The following is a 15330-nucleotide window of genomic DNA, read 5'->3' as shown; positions in this document are numbered from 1 at the left end:
CGCCGTTAACCCGCGGAGTCGATCACGTTTCACACTCACGTGGGTGAGCGCGGGCAGGTCCGGCGGGCCCCCTCAGCCGGTGTGACCGGCGACCCGGAGGGCGTGGACGAGGTCCCAGTGCCGCTCCTCCGAGACCCCCCGGGCGGCCTCCAGGAGCAGCGGTACGAGGGTCTGCGGGCCGGGGGCGGCGCTGCGGGCGGCCTCCTCCGGGGTGCGGACGCGGACGTAGGCGTCGAGCAGGGCGCGCACCTCGCGCCGGCGCCCCTCGTGGACGAGCCCGAGCACGGCGTGCCCGACCTCCTCGGCGGGCCGTACGACGCCCTGCCGCAGCACCTGCTCCCCGTCCGCGCCGCGCCCCGCCTCCACCAGCGCGTCCGCCGCCGCGACGAGCCGCTCCGCGGGCAGCGAGGCGGCCTCCCACAGCAGGGTCGCCCAGTCGGCGCCGAGCCCGGCGTGCTGGAGTTCGGCGGCGAGCAGGGGGAAGCGGGCGGCAGACCAGTAGGCGGCGTCGACCAGCAGGGCGTGCGCCTCCCCGCTGCGCCCCTCGCGACGCAGTCGTACGAGCTGCTCGACGGCCTGCACCACCTCACGCCGGTCCTGGTTGTCCAGCGGCTCGGTCTGCGGCTCCGGCGCCTGATCCGCCGCACCGGCCCCGGCGAACCGGGCTCCGCGCGGGGTACGCCGACCGGTCCCGGCCGGGTTGGGCAGCGTCGGCTCGACAGCGGGCGGCACGACGACCGGAGCGGCGTCCTCCTCGACCATCCCGGCGAACCGCGCACTGCCCCGGCGGCGTTTGCGCTGCTTGGGGGTGGGGGCGGGGTCGGGGGTCTGCTCGGGGGCGGTGGCCTGCTCGGGGGCGGGGGTTGGGGCGCTGGTGGGGGTGTGAGAGCGGGGGGTGGTGCCGTCGAAGCGGGGGGTGGCGTGGCCGAAGCCCGGGGCGACGTGGTCGAAGCCGGAGGCGGCGTTGTCGAAGCCGGAGGCGGCGTTGTCGAAGCCGGAGGCGGCGTTGTCGAAGCCTGGGGCGACACCGTGGAAGCCGGGGCCAGCGCCCTCGAAGCCGGGCGCACCGGTGTCGAAGCCGGGCGCACCCCTTGCGAAGCCGGAGGCAGCGCCCTCGAAGCCCGGAGCGGCGCCGTCGAAGCCAGATGCAGCGCCCTGGAAATCCGGGGCACCGCCGTCGAAGCCGGAGGCAGAGCCCTCGAAGCCCGGCACACCGCCCTCGAAGCCCTGCGCGACGCCGTCGAAGCCAGAGCCAGCGCCCTGGAAGCCCGGCACACCGCCGTCGAAGCCGCGCGCGCCGCCGGACGCCATGTTCCGGCCGTCCCGCCCCGCGGTGTCCCCCGGCCACCCGGTCCCGCCCGCCTCCGCGGCGGTACGCGCGTCGCGCTGCTGCGGCATGCGCGTCGTCCCGTCGCCGAACGCGTCACGGCCGGGGCGCTGCCCCGCACCACGTCCCGCCTGCGCCGCACGGCCGCTCACCTGGCCCCCGCCGGGATCGGCCTGCCCTCCACCACGAACCGCCCGAGCCGCACCACCGCTCATCTGACCCCCACTGGGGCCGGCCTGCCCTCCACCACGAACCGCCCGAGCCGCACCACCGCTCATCTGACCCCCAGCGGGGTCGGCCTGCCCTTCGCCGTGGACCGCCGCCCGAGCGGCACCGTCCCTCTGCCCCGGCAGCCCGCCCCCCGCGCCGGGCTCGTCGTCGACGCGGAACACCGCGCCGTCGAACGGCTGCCCGCGCCGGACCACCTGGGCCTGGCCACTCCCCGTGCGGCGATCCAACTCGGCCATGCGGGTGCGGAGTTCGGCGCAGCGGGCGGTCGCGCGTTCATGGTCGTCGCGGGCCCAGGCGAGGTCGAGGCGGATCGCGTCGGCGGCTTCCCGGGTGCTGGCGGTGGCGAGCAAGTGGCCGAGTTCCGCCTGGCGTTCGGCGGCGTAACGCTGTTCGCGGAGCATGACGTCGAGGCGGTCGCTGAGCGCGTCACGGGCGCCGGGCCGGGCGTCGTACGCGGCGAGGGCCTCGGCGTGCAGGGTCCGGGCCCGTTCGACCTCCGGGGCGGCGACGGCGGGACCGTACTCCGTGACGAGGTCCTGGAGGAGTGCCTCCACCACGTCCCAGGGCGGCACTTCACGCCCTTCGAGACAGGCTTGCATCCCGTCGGGGTCGCGCTGCCAGAACACCGCGCACCAGCCGCCGCCCTGATCCAGGCGCGCCAGCAGAGCGTCCAGGTAGTTCACGAACTCGCGTATCCGCCCCGGGAGTTGATCCACTGCCATCGTTCAACTCCCGCCAGACCGGAGCACTCCGGTCCGTAAGACAACACGAGCCGTGTTACGAACGCGCTACGAAGAGTTTTCGGACTGGACGCAGAGTACGCCGGACCTTCCGGAACGTGACGTGCGGGCCCGCACGGCCGCCGTTCACACGACGACGAGCGCGCACCTCTCCACGATCTCGTCCATCGACAGCCCGAGCGTCCGCGCCAGCGCCGCCACCGTGAAGAACGCCGGCGTCGGCGCGCGGCCGGTCTCGATCTTCCGCAGGGTCTCGGCCGAGAGGCCCGCGCTCGTCGCGACGTCGGCCATGCTGCGGCCGCCGCGCGCCTCGCGCAGCAGTCGGCCGAGCCGCTCGCCGCGTTCACGCTCTTCTGGGGTCAGGGGGGTGCGCACCATGGCACCCATTCTAATACCGGTATAGTAATTGGCATGGTGGAGCTGAAGACAGACACATCGATCGACGCCATGTACGAGGCCGGGCAGGTCGTCGGACGTGCCCTCACGGCCGTGCGCAAGGCCGCCGACGTGGGCGTTTCCCTGCTGGAGCTGGACGAGGTGGCGCATGAGGTGCTCCGCGGGGCGGGCGCGACGTCGCCGTTCCTCGGCTACCGGCCCTCGTTCGCGCCGACCCCGTTCCCGGCCGTCCTGTGCGTCTCCGTGAACGACGCGATCGTGCACGGCATCCCGACCCGCTACCGGCTGCGCGACGGCGACCTCGTCTCCGCGGACTTCGGCGCCGAACTCGGCGGCTGGGTCGGCGACTCGGCGATCAGTTTCACGGTCGGCACCCCGCGCGAGGCGGACCTGCGCCTGATCGAGGCGGCGGAGCGGGCGCTGGACGCCGGGATCGCTGCGGCCGTCGTCGGCAACCGGATCGGCGACATCGCGCACGCGATCGGCACGGTGTGCCGCGCGGCCGGTTACGGCATCCCGGACGGCTTCGGCGGCCACGGCATCGGCCGCCGGATGCACGAGGACCCGGGCGTCCCGAACGAGGGCCGTCCCGGGCGCGGCATGAAGCTGCGGCACGGCATGGTGCTGGCGATCGAGCCCATGGTGATCGGCGGCGGCACGGACGGCTACCACGCCGACGCCGACGGCTGGACCCTGCGCACGAACGACGGCTCCCGCGCGGCCCACGCCGAACACACGGTGGCGATCACGGACGCGGGCCCCCGCATCCTGACGGCACGCAACGACTGACGGCGCCCGCCACCTGCCCTGTCCGGCCGGAGGCCCGTCCTGAAGGTGCTCGCGGGCAACGATCGTGCGATCGTGTTCTACGAGCGCCAGGGCGGCCCGCGCGCGGCCGGGTGTCCGCCGTGGAGGTGCACGTGGGTCGTACGACGGAGCAGTGGTCGCAGGTGTAACCGGGCGCGGCCCGGGTTACCCGACTCCGGCACGTCGATCAGCGAGGGCGTCCCGGGCCCCGCAGGGACGCCGGATGGGAACGGCCATGACCAGCGGCTTCAGCGGACCCGAAGGCTACGACCCCTTCGGCGAGTTCCTCGCCCGTTTCTTCGGCGGGCCCCGCCCCGGCCCCCGGCAGATCAACATCGGCCAGCTGCTCAGCCAACCGGCCCGGGAGCTGGTCCGGGGTGCCGCCCAGTACGCCGCCGAGCACGGCAGCCGGGACCTGGACACCCAGCATCTGCTGCGGGCCGCGCTGTCCGCCGAGCCGACCCGGAGTCTGCTCAGCCGGGCCGGCGCCGACCCCGACGAACTGGCGACGGAGATCGACGAGCGGTCGGGCCCGGTACTGCACCCGCCGGGCGAGGTGCCGCCGCCGACCTCGCTCTCGCTGACCCCGGCCGCGAAGCGGGCCCTGCTCGACGCGCACGACCTGGCCCGGTCCCGCGGCGCCGGTCACATCGGCCCCGAGCACGTCCTGAGCGCGCTGGCCGCCAACCCCGACTCGGCGGCGGGCCACATCCTCAACTCGGCCCACTTCGCGCCGACCGGCCTGCCGCCCGAGGCCGCGCCCGACGGCGGCACCGCCCGCACCGACGCGCCGCGCGACACCGGCACCCCGACCCTCGACAAGTACAGCCGCGATCTCACGGACCTGGCCCGGCGGGGCGGCATCGACCCGGTCATCGGGCGGGACGAGGAGATCGAGCAGACCATCGAGGTGCTGTCCAGGCGCGGCAAGAACAACCCGGTCCTCATCGGTGACGCGGGCGTCGGCAAGACCGCCATCGTGGAGGGGCTCGCCCAGCGGATCGCCGACGGGGACGTGCCCGACGTGCTCATCGGACGGCGGGTCGTCGCCCTCGACCTGACGGGCGTGGTCGCGGGCACCCGTTACCGGGGCGACTTCGAGGAGCGCCTCAACTCGATCGTCTCCGAGATCCGCGCGCACTCCGACCAGCTGATCGTGTTCATCGACGAGCTGCACACCGTGGTCGGCGCGGGCGGTGGCGGCGAGGCCGCCTCCATGGACGCCGGCAACATCCTCAAGCCCGCCCTCGCGCGCGGTGAGTTGCACATCGTCGGCGCGACCACGCTGGAGGAGTTCCGCCGGATCGAGAAGGACGCGGCGCTGGCCCGCCGCTTCCAGCCCATCCTCGTGCCCGAGCCGTCCGTCGCGGACGCGCTGGAGATCCTGCGCGGCCTGCGCGACCGCTACGAGGCCCACCATCAAGTCCGCTACATCGACGAGGCGTTGACGGCGGCCGTCGAACTGTCCGACCGCTATCTCCCCGACCGCCGACTGCCCGACAAGGCCATCGACCTCATCGACCAGGCGGGCGCACGGGTACGACTGCGGGCGCGCACCAAGGGCACGGACGTCCGCGCCCTGGAGCGCGAGGTCGAGCAGCTCGTCCGGGACAAGGACCAGGCCGTCGCCGACGAGCAGTACGAGCAGGCCATGCAACTGCGCGACCGCATCACGGAGTTGAAGCAGCGCATCGGCGAGGCGTCCGGCGGCGGCGAGGCGGACGAGGGCCAGAATCTGGAGGTGACGGCGGAGGCGATCGCCGAGGTGGTGTCCCGGCAGACGGGCATCCCGGTCGCCAGCCTCACCCAGGAGGAGAAGGACAAGCTGCTCGGCCTGGAGGAACACCTGCACCAGCGGGTCGTCGGCCAGGAGGAGGCGGTCCGGGTCGTCTCCGACGCGGTGCTGCGCTCCCGGGCCGGGCTCGCCAGCCCCGACCGCCCGATCGGCAGCTTCCTCTTCCTCGGCCCGACGGGCGTCGGCAAGACGGAGCTGGCCCGCGCGCTCGCCGAGGCCCTGTTCGGCAGCGAGGAGCGCATGGTCCGCCTGGACATGAGCGAGTACCAGGAACGCCACACCGTCAGCCGTCTGGTCGGCGCCCCGCCCGGGTACGTCGGCCACGAGGAGGCGGGCCAGCTGACGGAGGTCGTCCGCCGGCACCCGTACTCGCTGCTGCTGCTGGACGAGGTCGAGAAGGCGCACCCGGACGTCTTCAACATCCTCCTCCAGGTCCTCGACGACGGCCGCCTCACCGACTCCCAGGGCCGCACGGTCGACTTCACCAACACGGTCGTGGTGATGACCAGCAACCTGGGCTCCGAGGCGATCACCCGGCGCGGTGCCGGCATCGGCTTCGGCGCGGGCGGCGCGGAGGCCGACGAGGAGGCGCGGCGCGAACAGATCCTGCGCCCGCTGCGCGAGCACTTCCGCCCGGAGTTCCTCAACCGCATCGACGAGATCGTCGTCTTCCGCCAGCTCACGGAGGAGCAGCTCCGGCAGATCACCAACCTGTTGCTGGACCGCACCCGCCGCCTGCTGCACGCCCAGGGCATCACGGTCGACTTCACGGAGACGGCGGTCGACTGGCTCTCCCGCAAGGGCTACCAGCCGGAGTACGGCGCCCGCCCACTGCGCCGCACGATCCAGCGCGAGGTCGACAACCAGCTGTCGCGGCTGCTGCTGGACGGGCGGGTCGGGGAGGGTGACCGGGTGACGGTGGACGTGGACGACGGGCAGCTCGCCTTCCGTACGGAGAACGAGCCGCCCGCCCCCGAACTATGACGCGGGGTACACCACCTGCGCCGAGCCGCCGCCACGCCGTACGGTCTCGGCGGCGGCCAGCCACTTCCCACCCGGCAACCGCTGCACCCCCGTAGCCGCCCCGATCTCTGCGTTCAACCGGAACCCATGCCCGAGCGCCTCCAACTGCTTCCTCAACTCACCGTTGTAGAGCGCCGGTTCCAGCTCTGTGGTCGTCTGGTTCCGCTGACTCGCCCGCGGCGCGGCGATCGCGTCGACGAGCGGCAGCCCCCGGTCGACGAACTCGGTCAGCACCTGAAGCGCGGTCGTGATGATCGTCGCCCCACCGGGTGAACCCAGCGCCACCACCGGTTTGTTGTGCCGGTCGAGCACGATGGTGGGCGAGATGGACGACCGCGGCCGCTTCCCCGGCCCGGGCAGGTTCGGGTCGTGCACGGCCGGGTTCGCGGGCACGAAGGAGAAGTCGGTCAGCTCGTTGTTGAGAATGAACCCGCGTCCCGGCACGGTGATCCCGCTGCCGCCGGTCTGCTCGATGGTGAGGGTGTAGGCGACGACGTTCCCCCACTTGTCGGCGACCGTCAGATGCGTGGTGTTCTCGCCCTCGTACGTCGTCGGCGCCGCCGTCCCCGTGGAGCCGGGGGTGCGCGGGTCGCCGGGCGCCACCGGGCTGGTGAGCACCGCGTCGTCCTTGATGAGCGCGGCCCGCTCGTCGGCGTACCGCTGCGAGAGCAGCCCCTTCGTCGGTACGTCCTCGAAGGCGGGGTCGCCGACCCAGCGGCCGCGGTCGGCGAACGCGATCCGGCTGGCCTCGATGTAGTGGTGCAGGTACTGCACCTCGCTCGCCTTGGAGAGGTCGGTGTTCTCCAAGATGTTGAGAGCCTCGCCGACCGTGGTGCCACCGGAGGAGGAGGGGGCGATGGAGTAGACGCCGAGGCCGCGGTAGGAGGTCTTCGTCGGCCTCTGGAGCTTGGCCTCGTAGGCCGCCAGGTCCTTCTCCGTCAGCTTGCCCGGGCGGGCCTTCCAGCCCGAAGCGGGGTCCACGGGAGGCTTGTTGACGGTGTCGAGGATGTCGTCGCCGAGGTCTCCGTGGTAGATCGCGCCGACGCCCTTCTTGCCCAACTCGGCGTAGGTGCGGGCGAGATCGGGGTTCTTGAAGGTGGAGCCGACGACAGGGAGGGCGCCGTTCGGCAGGAACAGCTTCGCCGTGTCGGGGAAGTAGCGGAAGCGGGTCTCGTTGAGGGCGGTCTGCGAGCGGAAGGTGTCGTCGACGGTGAAGCCGTCGCGCGCGAGCTTCTCGGCCGGCTTGAGGACCGTACCGAGTCCTCTGCTGCCCCATTCGTCGAGGGCGGTCGCCCAGGTGGCCGGCGTGCCGGGGGTGCCGACGCTCAGGCCGCTGGTCACCGCGTCGGCGAAGGCGAGGGGCTGGCCGTTCTCGACGAACAGACCGGAGTCGGCGGTCAGCGGGGCCGTCTCGCGGCCGTCGATGGTGTGCACCGTACGGGACTTGGCGTCGTAGTAGACGAAGTAGCCGCCCCCGCCGATGCCGGAGGAGTAGGGCTCGGTGACGCCGAGCGCGGCGGCCGTGGCGACGGCGGCGTCCACGGCGTTGCCGCCCTTCTTCAGCACCTCGATGCCGGCGGCGGAGGCGTCCGCGTCGACGCTGGCGACGGCGCCGCCGTAGCCGACGGCGACGGGTACCTTCGGTGGTGTCGTGGCGGCTGTCGGTGGCGCCGCCGCCCCGACCGACACCACGGCGGCCGAGACCGCTAGCACCGACAGTTTCCGCGCGACAGGGCGACGCATCCGCACCTCCAGGCCAGGACCGTCCGCGCAGCGTAACCACAACACCCGGGCCTCGACAGCCCCATTCAGGGCAGCTGTCATGAGATCGCCACACATCGAACACGAGTACGTACCAGCCATCCGGGCCCGCTAGCATGCGCGCCCATGAATGACGACGTGCGCAACATCGTCCTGGGCGTGGTCGCCGCCGGCATCAGTGCCACGCTCGGCTGGCTGGCCCGGACCTACTTGTGGAAGCGGAAACTCCGTCGCAAGCAGGCCTTCTTCGGACTGCCCGACCACTCGGAGTCGCTGCTCGTCGTCAACCGGGACGCGGCCGGCCCGGACCTCGCGGTGCACCGCTACGACGTCTTCGCGCTGCTCGAACTCTCCGCGCTCATCAAGGACTGCGGCGCGCACGCCGATGTGATCACCCAGGACGCGGCGCGGCAGGGCTTCGGTGAGCGGACGGAGTTCTGCGTGGGCGGGCCCGGGTCGAACCGCCGCATGCAGGCCCACATGCAAGCCATGCTGCCCGGAGTGCGGGTCAATCTCGATCCGGAGCCGGGGCCCGACCGGCTGGCCTTCCAGATCGGCAGCGAGCGCTACCGGATGGAGAAGGGACAGAGCGAACACGTGCTGCTGGCGCGGCTCACGGCCGGTCAGCCGGGCCAGAGCCGCCCGGTGTTCCTGTTCTGCGGCCAGACCGCCATCACCAACCAGGCCGCGACCCGCTATCTGGCCCGCAACCACGAACGTCTGGCCCGCAAGCACGGGAACAACTCGTTCGTGCTGCTGCTGAAAGTGGTCAACTCACAGGCGTACGGCCCGGACGTCGCCGAGCTGGTCGCCGACGTGACCCGGGCGGCACAGACCCCGCTGCCGACCCCGCCGACTCCCCGCAACTCGCACCGCGCGTCCTGAATTCATTCACACGACAACAATCGTTACTCCCACGTAACTTACCGACGGGTTACCTCCGGTAAAGAGCCGAGGTTACCGTTCGGTCACTTTGCACTGACACGAGTGAGGAGTGACCCGTGGGACACCATCGCAAGGCCCTGCGCACGACCGCCGTGGGCGCCGTCTCCGCGACGCTGATCGCCGGCAGCGCCCTCGGGTTCGCCCCGGCCGCCCAGGCCTCGACGGGCGGCATACGATTCGTCGACATCGCCGGTGACGGCGGCACCGTCCTCAAGGCGAACGTCATCACCCCGGCGGGCGCGGACGGTTCACGGCGCTACCCGCTGATCGTGTTCCCCACGAGCTGGGGCCTGCCCCAGGTCGAGTATCTGGCGCAGGCGCAGAAGCTCGCGAACTCCGGCTATGTCGTGGTCAGTTACAACGTACGCGGCTTCTGGCAGTCGGGCGGCCAGATAGAAGTGGCGGGCCCGCCCGACATAGCCGACGCCTCCAAGGTCATCGACTGGGCGCTCGCCAACACCCCGTCCGACGCACAGCACATCGGCATGGGCGGCGTCTCGTACGGCGCCGGCATCAGCCTCCTCGCCGCCGCGCACGACAAGCGCGTGAAGGCGGTCGCCGCGCTCAGCGGCTGGGCAGACCTCATCGACTCGATCTACTCGGGCCGCACCCAGCACGTCCAGGCGGGCGGGCTGCTGGACGGCGCGAGCATCGTCACGGGACGGCAGAGCCCCGAGATCCGGGAGATCTTCGACAACTTCTACGCCTCCAACCTGTCCAAGGAACAGGACATGATCAATTGGGGGAAGAAACGTTCTGCCGCCACATATGTGGACCAGCTGAACAAGAACGGCGCGGCGGTGATGATGGCCAACGCGTGGGGCGACTCGATCTTCCCGCCCAACCAGTCCGCCGACTTCTACGAGAAGCTGACCGGTCCCAAGAGACTGGAGTTGCGCCCCGGCGACCACGCGACCGCCGAACTGACGGGCCTGTTCGGGCTCCCCAACGACGTGTGGACGGACACCGGGCGCTGGTTCGACCACTACCTCCAGGGCGACGACAACGGCATCGACCGCGAGCAGCCCGTCCAGCTCAAGTCCCGTTCCACCGGCGGCTACGAGGGGTACCGGGACTGGAAGTCGGTCGGCGCCACGACGAGGAAACTGGCCCTGTCCGGCACGACCACCCTCCACACCAACGTCGACTCCGGCGCGGACGGCGGCGTCGTCTTCCTCTCCAGCATCCTCGACCAGGTCGCCCGGATCCCCCCGGTCGCCTCGATCCCCCTGCTCCCCCGCCGCTGGGCGGCCGTCTGGCAGTCGGAGAAGTACGCGACCGCCCAACAGGTGCGCGGCACCACGACGTTGCACACCACCGTCACCCCGACCGATGAGAGCGGCACCCTCGTCGCCTACCTCTACGACGTGGGCCCGCTCGGCCTCGGCAAGCTGGTGACCCACGCGCCGTACACCTTCCACGGGCGCACGCCGGGCGCGGCGTTCGGCCTCGACCTGGAGCTGTACTCCACGGCCTACGACGTCCCGGCGGGGCATCGTCTCGCCCTGGTCGTCGACACGGTCGACCCGCTCTACATCGAGCACAACCCGTCCGGCGCGCAGCTGACCTTCTCCTCACCGGCGAACGACCCGTCGTACGTGTCGATTCCGCTGCGCGAGCAGTGATCTCCGGCCTACGCGCCGGGCGGGTATGGCTCTTGTGAGCTGCCACCCCCTACGGTCCCGGGGCCGTGGGGGGTTCCCCACCGGGCAGCGGCGAGATCGCCTTCATCACAGGGATGAACGGCACATCGTAGTCGAGGTGGGGCAGCGCCCCGTCAGTGCTTAAGGATCTTGGACAGGAAGTCCTTGGCGCGGTCGCTCTCGGGGTGGGTGAAGAACGCGTCGGGGGCGCGGTCCTCGATGATGCGGCCGTCGGCCATGAAGACCACGCGGTTGGCGGAGGCGCGGGCGAAGCCCATCTCGTGGGTGACGACGACCATGGTCATGCCGTCGCGGGCGAGTTGCCGCATGACTTCGAGGACCTCGTTGATCATCTCCGGGTCGAGAGCCGAGGTCGGCTCGTCGAACAGCATCGCCTTGGGCTCCATGGCGAGGGCGCGGGCGATGGCCACGCGCTGCTGCTGGCCGCCGGAGAGCTGCGCCGGGAACTTGCCCGCCTGGTCGGCGAGTCCGACGCGGTCGAGGAGTTGGCGCGAGTGCTGGTCGGCGTCGTCCTTCTTGCGCCTGCGGACCTTGACCTGGGCGAGCGAGATGTTCTGCAGGACCGTCTTGTGGGCGAAGAGGTTGAAGGACTGGAAGACCATGCCGACCTCGGCGCGGAGCCCCGCGAGGGCCTTGCCCTCCTCCGGCAGCGGCTGTCCGTCCAGTTGGATCTCCCCGGACTGAATGGTCTCCAGCCGGTTGATCGTCCTGCACAGTGTCGACTTTCCCGACCCCGACGGGCCGATGACCACGACCACCTCCCCCTTGCCGACGGTGAGGTTGATGTCCCGCAGGACATGCAGCTCCCCGTAGTACTTGTTGACGTCACGCAGCTCGATCAACGGATCGACGGCCATGCCCAGCCCTACCCACTCTCAGCTGTGTCGCGGTTGCCGCAACCTATCCAGACAACAGTTGAGTTAATACACGACACGCACTTTTCGGGCATTAGCCGTATTTATGCCCCACTTATATGGGTGCCGCGTCAGGCCTCCGCCACCTCGCCATAGACCTGGGAGAGTTCGGGCACCCCGCTCGCCGCCCAGTCGTGACCGTCGGCGACCACGTCGAACTCCCGGCCGGAGGCGAGCCGGATCACCGGCTGGCCGTCCGCCCGGATCCCCCACACGGCGCCCGGCACGGTCCGCACGATCACCGTCCCGAGATACAGCCCGGCGTCATTGCCGAGCCACTCCAGCACCTCGGCGTCGTCCCGCCATCGCGGCACCAGCTGGTCGAGGTCCTCCAACGAGGCGACGGTGTCGTCCAGTTGGACACCGGACCGGGCCGCCTGATGGCGCAGCAGTTCACACTCGGCGAGGAGTTCGGCGATGCCCTCGGCGTCGTGCGCCCCGGGTTCCTCGCGCCGGTTGCCCAGAAAAGGGATCTTCATACGTCCAGCGTGTCATTCGCACCGGCGTGCGCACCACAGGCGCGCGGGCAGTGGATTCCGGGCGACTTCGCGCCGAGTTCGCGCATGGCGCGTTGACGTCTCACCCAGGGTCTCCCTACCTTCACCCTGCGTCACACGTCTCGTCCTGACCGGTCGTGAACGGGGGAATCGGTGCGCCGCGGTGTCCGCGTGTCCATGCTTGTCCTCTCCCTTTTCGCGGCCCTGACGCCGACCGCTCCCGTGCGGGCGGCGCCGGTGCGCGGCGCCACGGAACCCCTGCCGCTGGAGCGGCTCTTCGACAACACCGCGGTGAGCGACGACGCCCGCGCCGGCGAGGCGGACTTCGACGGCGCCGGCGCCTCACTGTCGGCGGCGGACCTGACGGCGGCGGGCTGGACGCCGGGCCGGACACTGACCGTGCAGCGGACCCGGCTGACGTGGCCGCGCCGGGAACCGGGCAAGCCGGACAACGTGCGGGCCGCCGGCCAGTCGGTACACGTGCCCGGACGCGGCGACGCGCTCGCCTTCCTGGTGGCGGGCACGGACGGCGGCGACGTGACGGGCACGGGGTCGGTGTCGTACGCGAACGGCACGACCACGTCGTACCGCCTGACCGCCCCCGACTGGCGCACCGGCCCGCTCGCCACGAAGGCGCTGGCACTGCCGCACGTGAACACGCCCGGCGGTCAACTCACGGCGCAGGCACGGCTGTACGTCGTGACAGTGCCGCTCGTCCCCCCGGCGGGCAGGTCGCCTCGGTACGGCTGCCCAACTCGCCTGGTCTGCATGTGTTCGCCGTGTCCGTGCGCGGCGACACGCCCGGCTGGACGGGGAGTTGGGCGGCTGCGACCGCCGGATACCCGGCGGTGGGGCCGTGGAGCGACCGTACGCTGCGGCTTGTCGTGCACACCTCGGTGGGCGGGCCTCGGGTGCGGCTGCGGTTCGACAACACCTTCGCGGCGGAGCCGGTGCGGATCGGGAGCGCCACGGTGGCGGTCCAGGCCGCGGGCGCGGCGGCGCGGGAGGCGCCGGGCGCGGTGGCCTTCGGGGGTTCGGCGGGCGTCGAAGTGGCCGCCGGGGCGCAGGTGTTCAGCGATCCGCTCGACTTCGAGGTGCCCGCGGACAGCGGTCTGCTGGTGAGCTTCCGGCTGCCGGGGACGGTGGCGGCGGCGCCCGTGCACCGGCTCGCGCGGCAGCGGTCGTACGTCAGCGAGGCGGGCGACCGCACGGCGGACGCCTCGGGGACCGCCTACACCACCGCCCTGACCAGCTGGCCGGTGCTGACCGGGGTGGACGTGGGCGGCGGGCCGGGGTCGGTGGTGCTGCTCGGGGACTCGATCACCGACGGGGAGAAGGCGACGGCCGACGCCGACCGGCGCTGGCCCGACGTGCTCGCGGACCGGCTGCTCGCCCAGGACGAGGTCCCGCACTACGGCGTGCTCAACCAGGGGATCTCCGCGAACCGCGTGGTGACCGACCGCTGTCCCGGCGACGGCGTCTCCACCGACACCGGCGGGGTGAGCGCCCTGCACCGCTTCGACCGGGACGTCCTCGCGCAGACCTCGGCGCGTACGGCGGTCGTCTTCCAGGGCGTCAACGACCTGCGGTGGGGCGCCACGGCCGACGAAGTGATCGCCGGGCTGCGCGAGCTCGCCGACCGGGACCCGGACCACCCGGCGCGGATGCTGCCCGCGTACGACAGCGGGGACCATCTGCATCCGGGGGACCCGGGGCTGGCCGCCCTCGCGGGGGCCGTTGACCTGAAACTGCTGTGAACTACGGGACGTCCAGGTCCACGACCACCGGGGCGTGGTCCGAGGCGCCCTTGCCCTTGCGCTCCTCGCGGTCCACGTAGGCGTCGGTGACGGCCTTCGCGAACGGCTCGTTGCCGTACACCAGGTCGATGCGCATGCCGCGGTTCTTGGGGAAGCCGAGCTGGCGGTAGTCCCAGTACGTGAAGGGGTGCTCGTACTTCAGGGGGCGCGGGACCACGTCCGAGAGGCCCGCCTCGCGCAGGGCGGCGAGGGCCGCGCGCTCGGCCGGGGTGACATGGGTGAGGCCCTCGAAGGCGGCCACGTCGTAGACGTCGTCATCCGTCGGCGCCACGTTGTAGTCCCCCATCACCGCGAACGGGCGGCTGCCCGCCGCGTCCCCGGCGACGGCCGCCTTGAGGGCCTCGAACCACTGGAGCTTGTAGGCGTAGTGCGGGTGGTCCACCTCGCGGCCGTTCGGCACGTACACCGACCAGACCCGGACGCCGCCGCAGGTCGCGGAGATGGCGCGGGGCTCGGGGGCGCCGTCGTAACCGGGGTCGCCGGGCAGGCCCTTGACGACGTCCTCCAGGCCGACACGGGAGAGCACCGCCACGCCGTTCCACCTGCCGGTCGCGTGGACCGCCGCCTCGTAGCCCAGCTCGCGCAGCTGGTCGAACGGGAACTGCTCCTCGGCCAGCTTGGCCTCCTGGAGGCAGAGCACGTCGGTGCCGCTGCTCTCCAGCCAGGCCAGGAGCCTCGGCAGGCGGGCGGTGATCGAGTTCACGTTCCAGGTAGCGATGCGCATGCCTGACAACCTACCGGGCCCCACTGACACTCACAGCGACGTGCTCTCCCCGGGCGCGAGACGCAGGTGCTCGGCACCGCCGAGGGCGCCGATCTGGCTGTCGTAGATCGGCCGGGCGAGGTCGGTGAGCAGGGCGTCATGGACGTCGTAGGCCCGTTGCGGCTTGACCTCGCGGACGTAGTCGATCACCTCGGAGATCTTGCTCCAGGGCGCCATGACCGGCAGCATCAGCGTCTCCACCGGGTGGTCGGGGACGGTGAGGGCGTCGCCGGGGTGGAAGACGCGGCCGCCGTCGATCAGGTAGCCGACGTTGGTGATGCGCGGGATGTCCGGGTGGATGACGGCGTGCAGCTCGCCGTGGACCTGGACGTCGAAGCCGGCCGCCGTGAAGGTGTCGCCGTGGCCGACGGTGTGCACGCGGCCGGGGAAGGCGGCGGAGATCTTCTCCGCGACCGACCTCAGGGTCCAGATCTCGGCGGCCGGGTTCGCCTCCAGCGCGGCGCGCAGCCGCTCCTCGTTGAAGTGGTCGAGATGCTCGTGCGTGATCAGGATCGCCTCGGCGCCGAGCGCGGCGTCCGCCTCGCTGAACGCTCCGGGGTCGAGGACGAGCGTGCGGCCGTCCTTCTCGAGGCGGACACAGGCGTGCGATTTCTTGGTCAGCTTCATGGGGTCCATCCTGCCGCGACGGC

Annotated in this window: 11 protein-coding genes and 1 pseudogene; 5 read left to right on the top strand and 7 right to left on the bottom strand. The window is 71.9% G+C overall.

Translation table 11 applies throughout. The annotated features are described in order from the left end of the window. Positions 1 to 72: 72 nt before the first annotated feature. Both CRP56_RS48595 and CRP56_RS33850 read right to left on the bottom strand, forming a co-directional pair. Positions 73 to 2280, bottom strand: coding sequence for a hypothetical protein (locus CRP56_RS48595; protein ID WP_257041392.1), 2208 nt, complete (start codon positions 2278 to 2280; stop codon positions 73 to 75). A gap of 144 nt (positions 2281 to 2424) precedes the next feature. Continuing rightward, positions 2425 to 2676: a helix-turn-helix domain-containing protein gene (locus CRP56_RS33850; protein ID WP_097270529.1), complete on the bottom strand. Its 252-nt coding sequence runs from the start codon at positions 2674 to 2676 to the stop codon at positions 2425 to 2427. Between the two features lie 33 nt (positions 2677 to 2709). Here CRP56_RS33850 and map point away from each other — a divergent pair, with 33 nt between their 5' ends. Together map and CRP56_RS33840 are read left to right on the top strand one after the other, a co-directional pair. Beyond that, a complete protein-coding gene (gene map, locus CRP56_RS33845) occupies positions 2710 to 3483 on the top strand; it encodes a type I methionyl aminopeptidase (RefSeq protein ID WP_097270527.1) in 774 nt (257 codons plus the stop codon). Between the two features lie 253 nt (positions 3484 to 3736). Next, positions 3737 to 6280, top strand: coding sequence for an ATP-dependent Clp protease ATP-binding subunit (locus tag CRP56_RS33840; RefSeq protein WP_097270525.1), 2544 nt, complete (start codon positions 3737 to 3739; stop codon positions 6278 to 6280). On the opposite strand, the gene ggt is transcribed toward CRP56_RS33840, so the two are convergent. Further along, positions 6275 to 8062, bottom strand: coding sequence for a gamma-glutamyltransferase (ggt, locus tag CRP56_RS33835; protein WP_097270523.1), 1788 nt, complete (start codon positions 8060 to 8062; stop codon positions 6275 to 6277). The two genes, CRP56_RS33840 and ggt, sit on opposite strands and share 6 nt — an antisense overlap. Before the next feature lie 144 nt (positions 8063 to 8206). On the opposite strand from ggt, the gene CRP56_RS33830 reads away from it, so the two are divergent. Beyond that, positions 8207 to 8965 carry a hypothetical protein gene (locus CRP56_RS33830; RefSeq protein WP_179851186.1) on the top strand — a complete coding sequence of 253 codons (759 nt, stop codon included), beginning with the start codon at positions 8207 to 8209 and terminating at the stop codon, positions 8963 to 8965. A 116-nt stretch (positions 8966 to 9081) separates the two neighbouring features. Further along, the gene (locus CRP56_RS33825; protein ID WP_097270519.1) at positions 9082 to 10650 is read left to right on the top strand and encodes a CocE/NonD family hydrolase; all 1569 of its coding nucleotides are present in this window, start codon (positions 9082 to 9084) and stop codon (positions 10648 to 10650) included. A 152-nt stretch (positions 10651 to 10802) separates the two neighbouring features. Here CRP56_RS33825 and CRP56_RS33820 read toward each other — a convergent pair whose 3' ends face one another. Together CRP56_RS33820 and CRP56_RS33815 are read right to left on the bottom strand one after the other, a co-directional pair. Continuing rightward, the gene (locus CRP56_RS33820; RefSeq protein WP_097270517.1) at positions 10803 to 11546 is read right to left on the bottom strand and encodes an amino acid ABC transporter ATP-binding protein; all 744 of its coding nucleotides are present in this window, start codon (positions 11544 to 11546) and stop codon (positions 10803 to 10805) included. 128 nt (positions 11547 to 11674) lie between these two features. Then, the gene (locus tag CRP56_RS33815) at positions 11675 to 12082 is read right to left on the bottom strand and encodes a DUF6278 family protein (protein ID WP_059195372.1); all 408 of its coding nucleotides are present in this window, start codon (positions 12080 to 12082) and stop codon (positions 11675 to 11677) included. A gap of 195 nt (positions 12083 to 12277) precedes the next feature. Between CRP56_RS33815 and CRP56_RS33810 the strand changes: the two are divergent. Next, a pseudogene (locus CRP56_RS33810) lies at positions 12278 to 13857 on the top strand (GDSL-type esterase/lipase family protein). A gap of 1 nt (position 13858) precedes the next feature. Here the strand turns inward: CRP56_RS33810 and CRP56_RS33805 are convergent. Together CRP56_RS33805 and CRP56_RS33800 are read right to left on the bottom strand one after the other, a co-directional pair. Further along, entirely contained in the window at positions 13859 to 14641 is a 783-nt protein-coding gene (locus CRP56_RS33805) for an exodeoxyribonuclease III (protein ID WP_097270515.1), read from the bottom strand. A 30-nt stretch (positions 14642 to 14671) separates the two neighbouring features. After that, positions 14672 to 15307: an MBL fold metallo-hydrolase gene (locus tag CRP56_RS33800; RefSeq protein WP_097270512.1), complete on the bottom strand. Its 636-nt coding sequence runs from the start codon at positions 15305 to 15307 to the stop codon at positions 14672 to 14674. Positions 15308 to 15330: the final 23 nt, after the last annotated feature.

The organism is Streptomyces sp. TLI_55 (genome assembly GCF_900206255.1).
GTDB lineage: Bacteria > Actinomycetota > Actinomycetes > Streptomycetales > Streptomycetaceae > Streptomyces > Streptomyces aquilus.
Note: the sequence above shows the minus strand (reverse complement) of the source record. Positions and strands in the feature narration are given on the sequence as shown.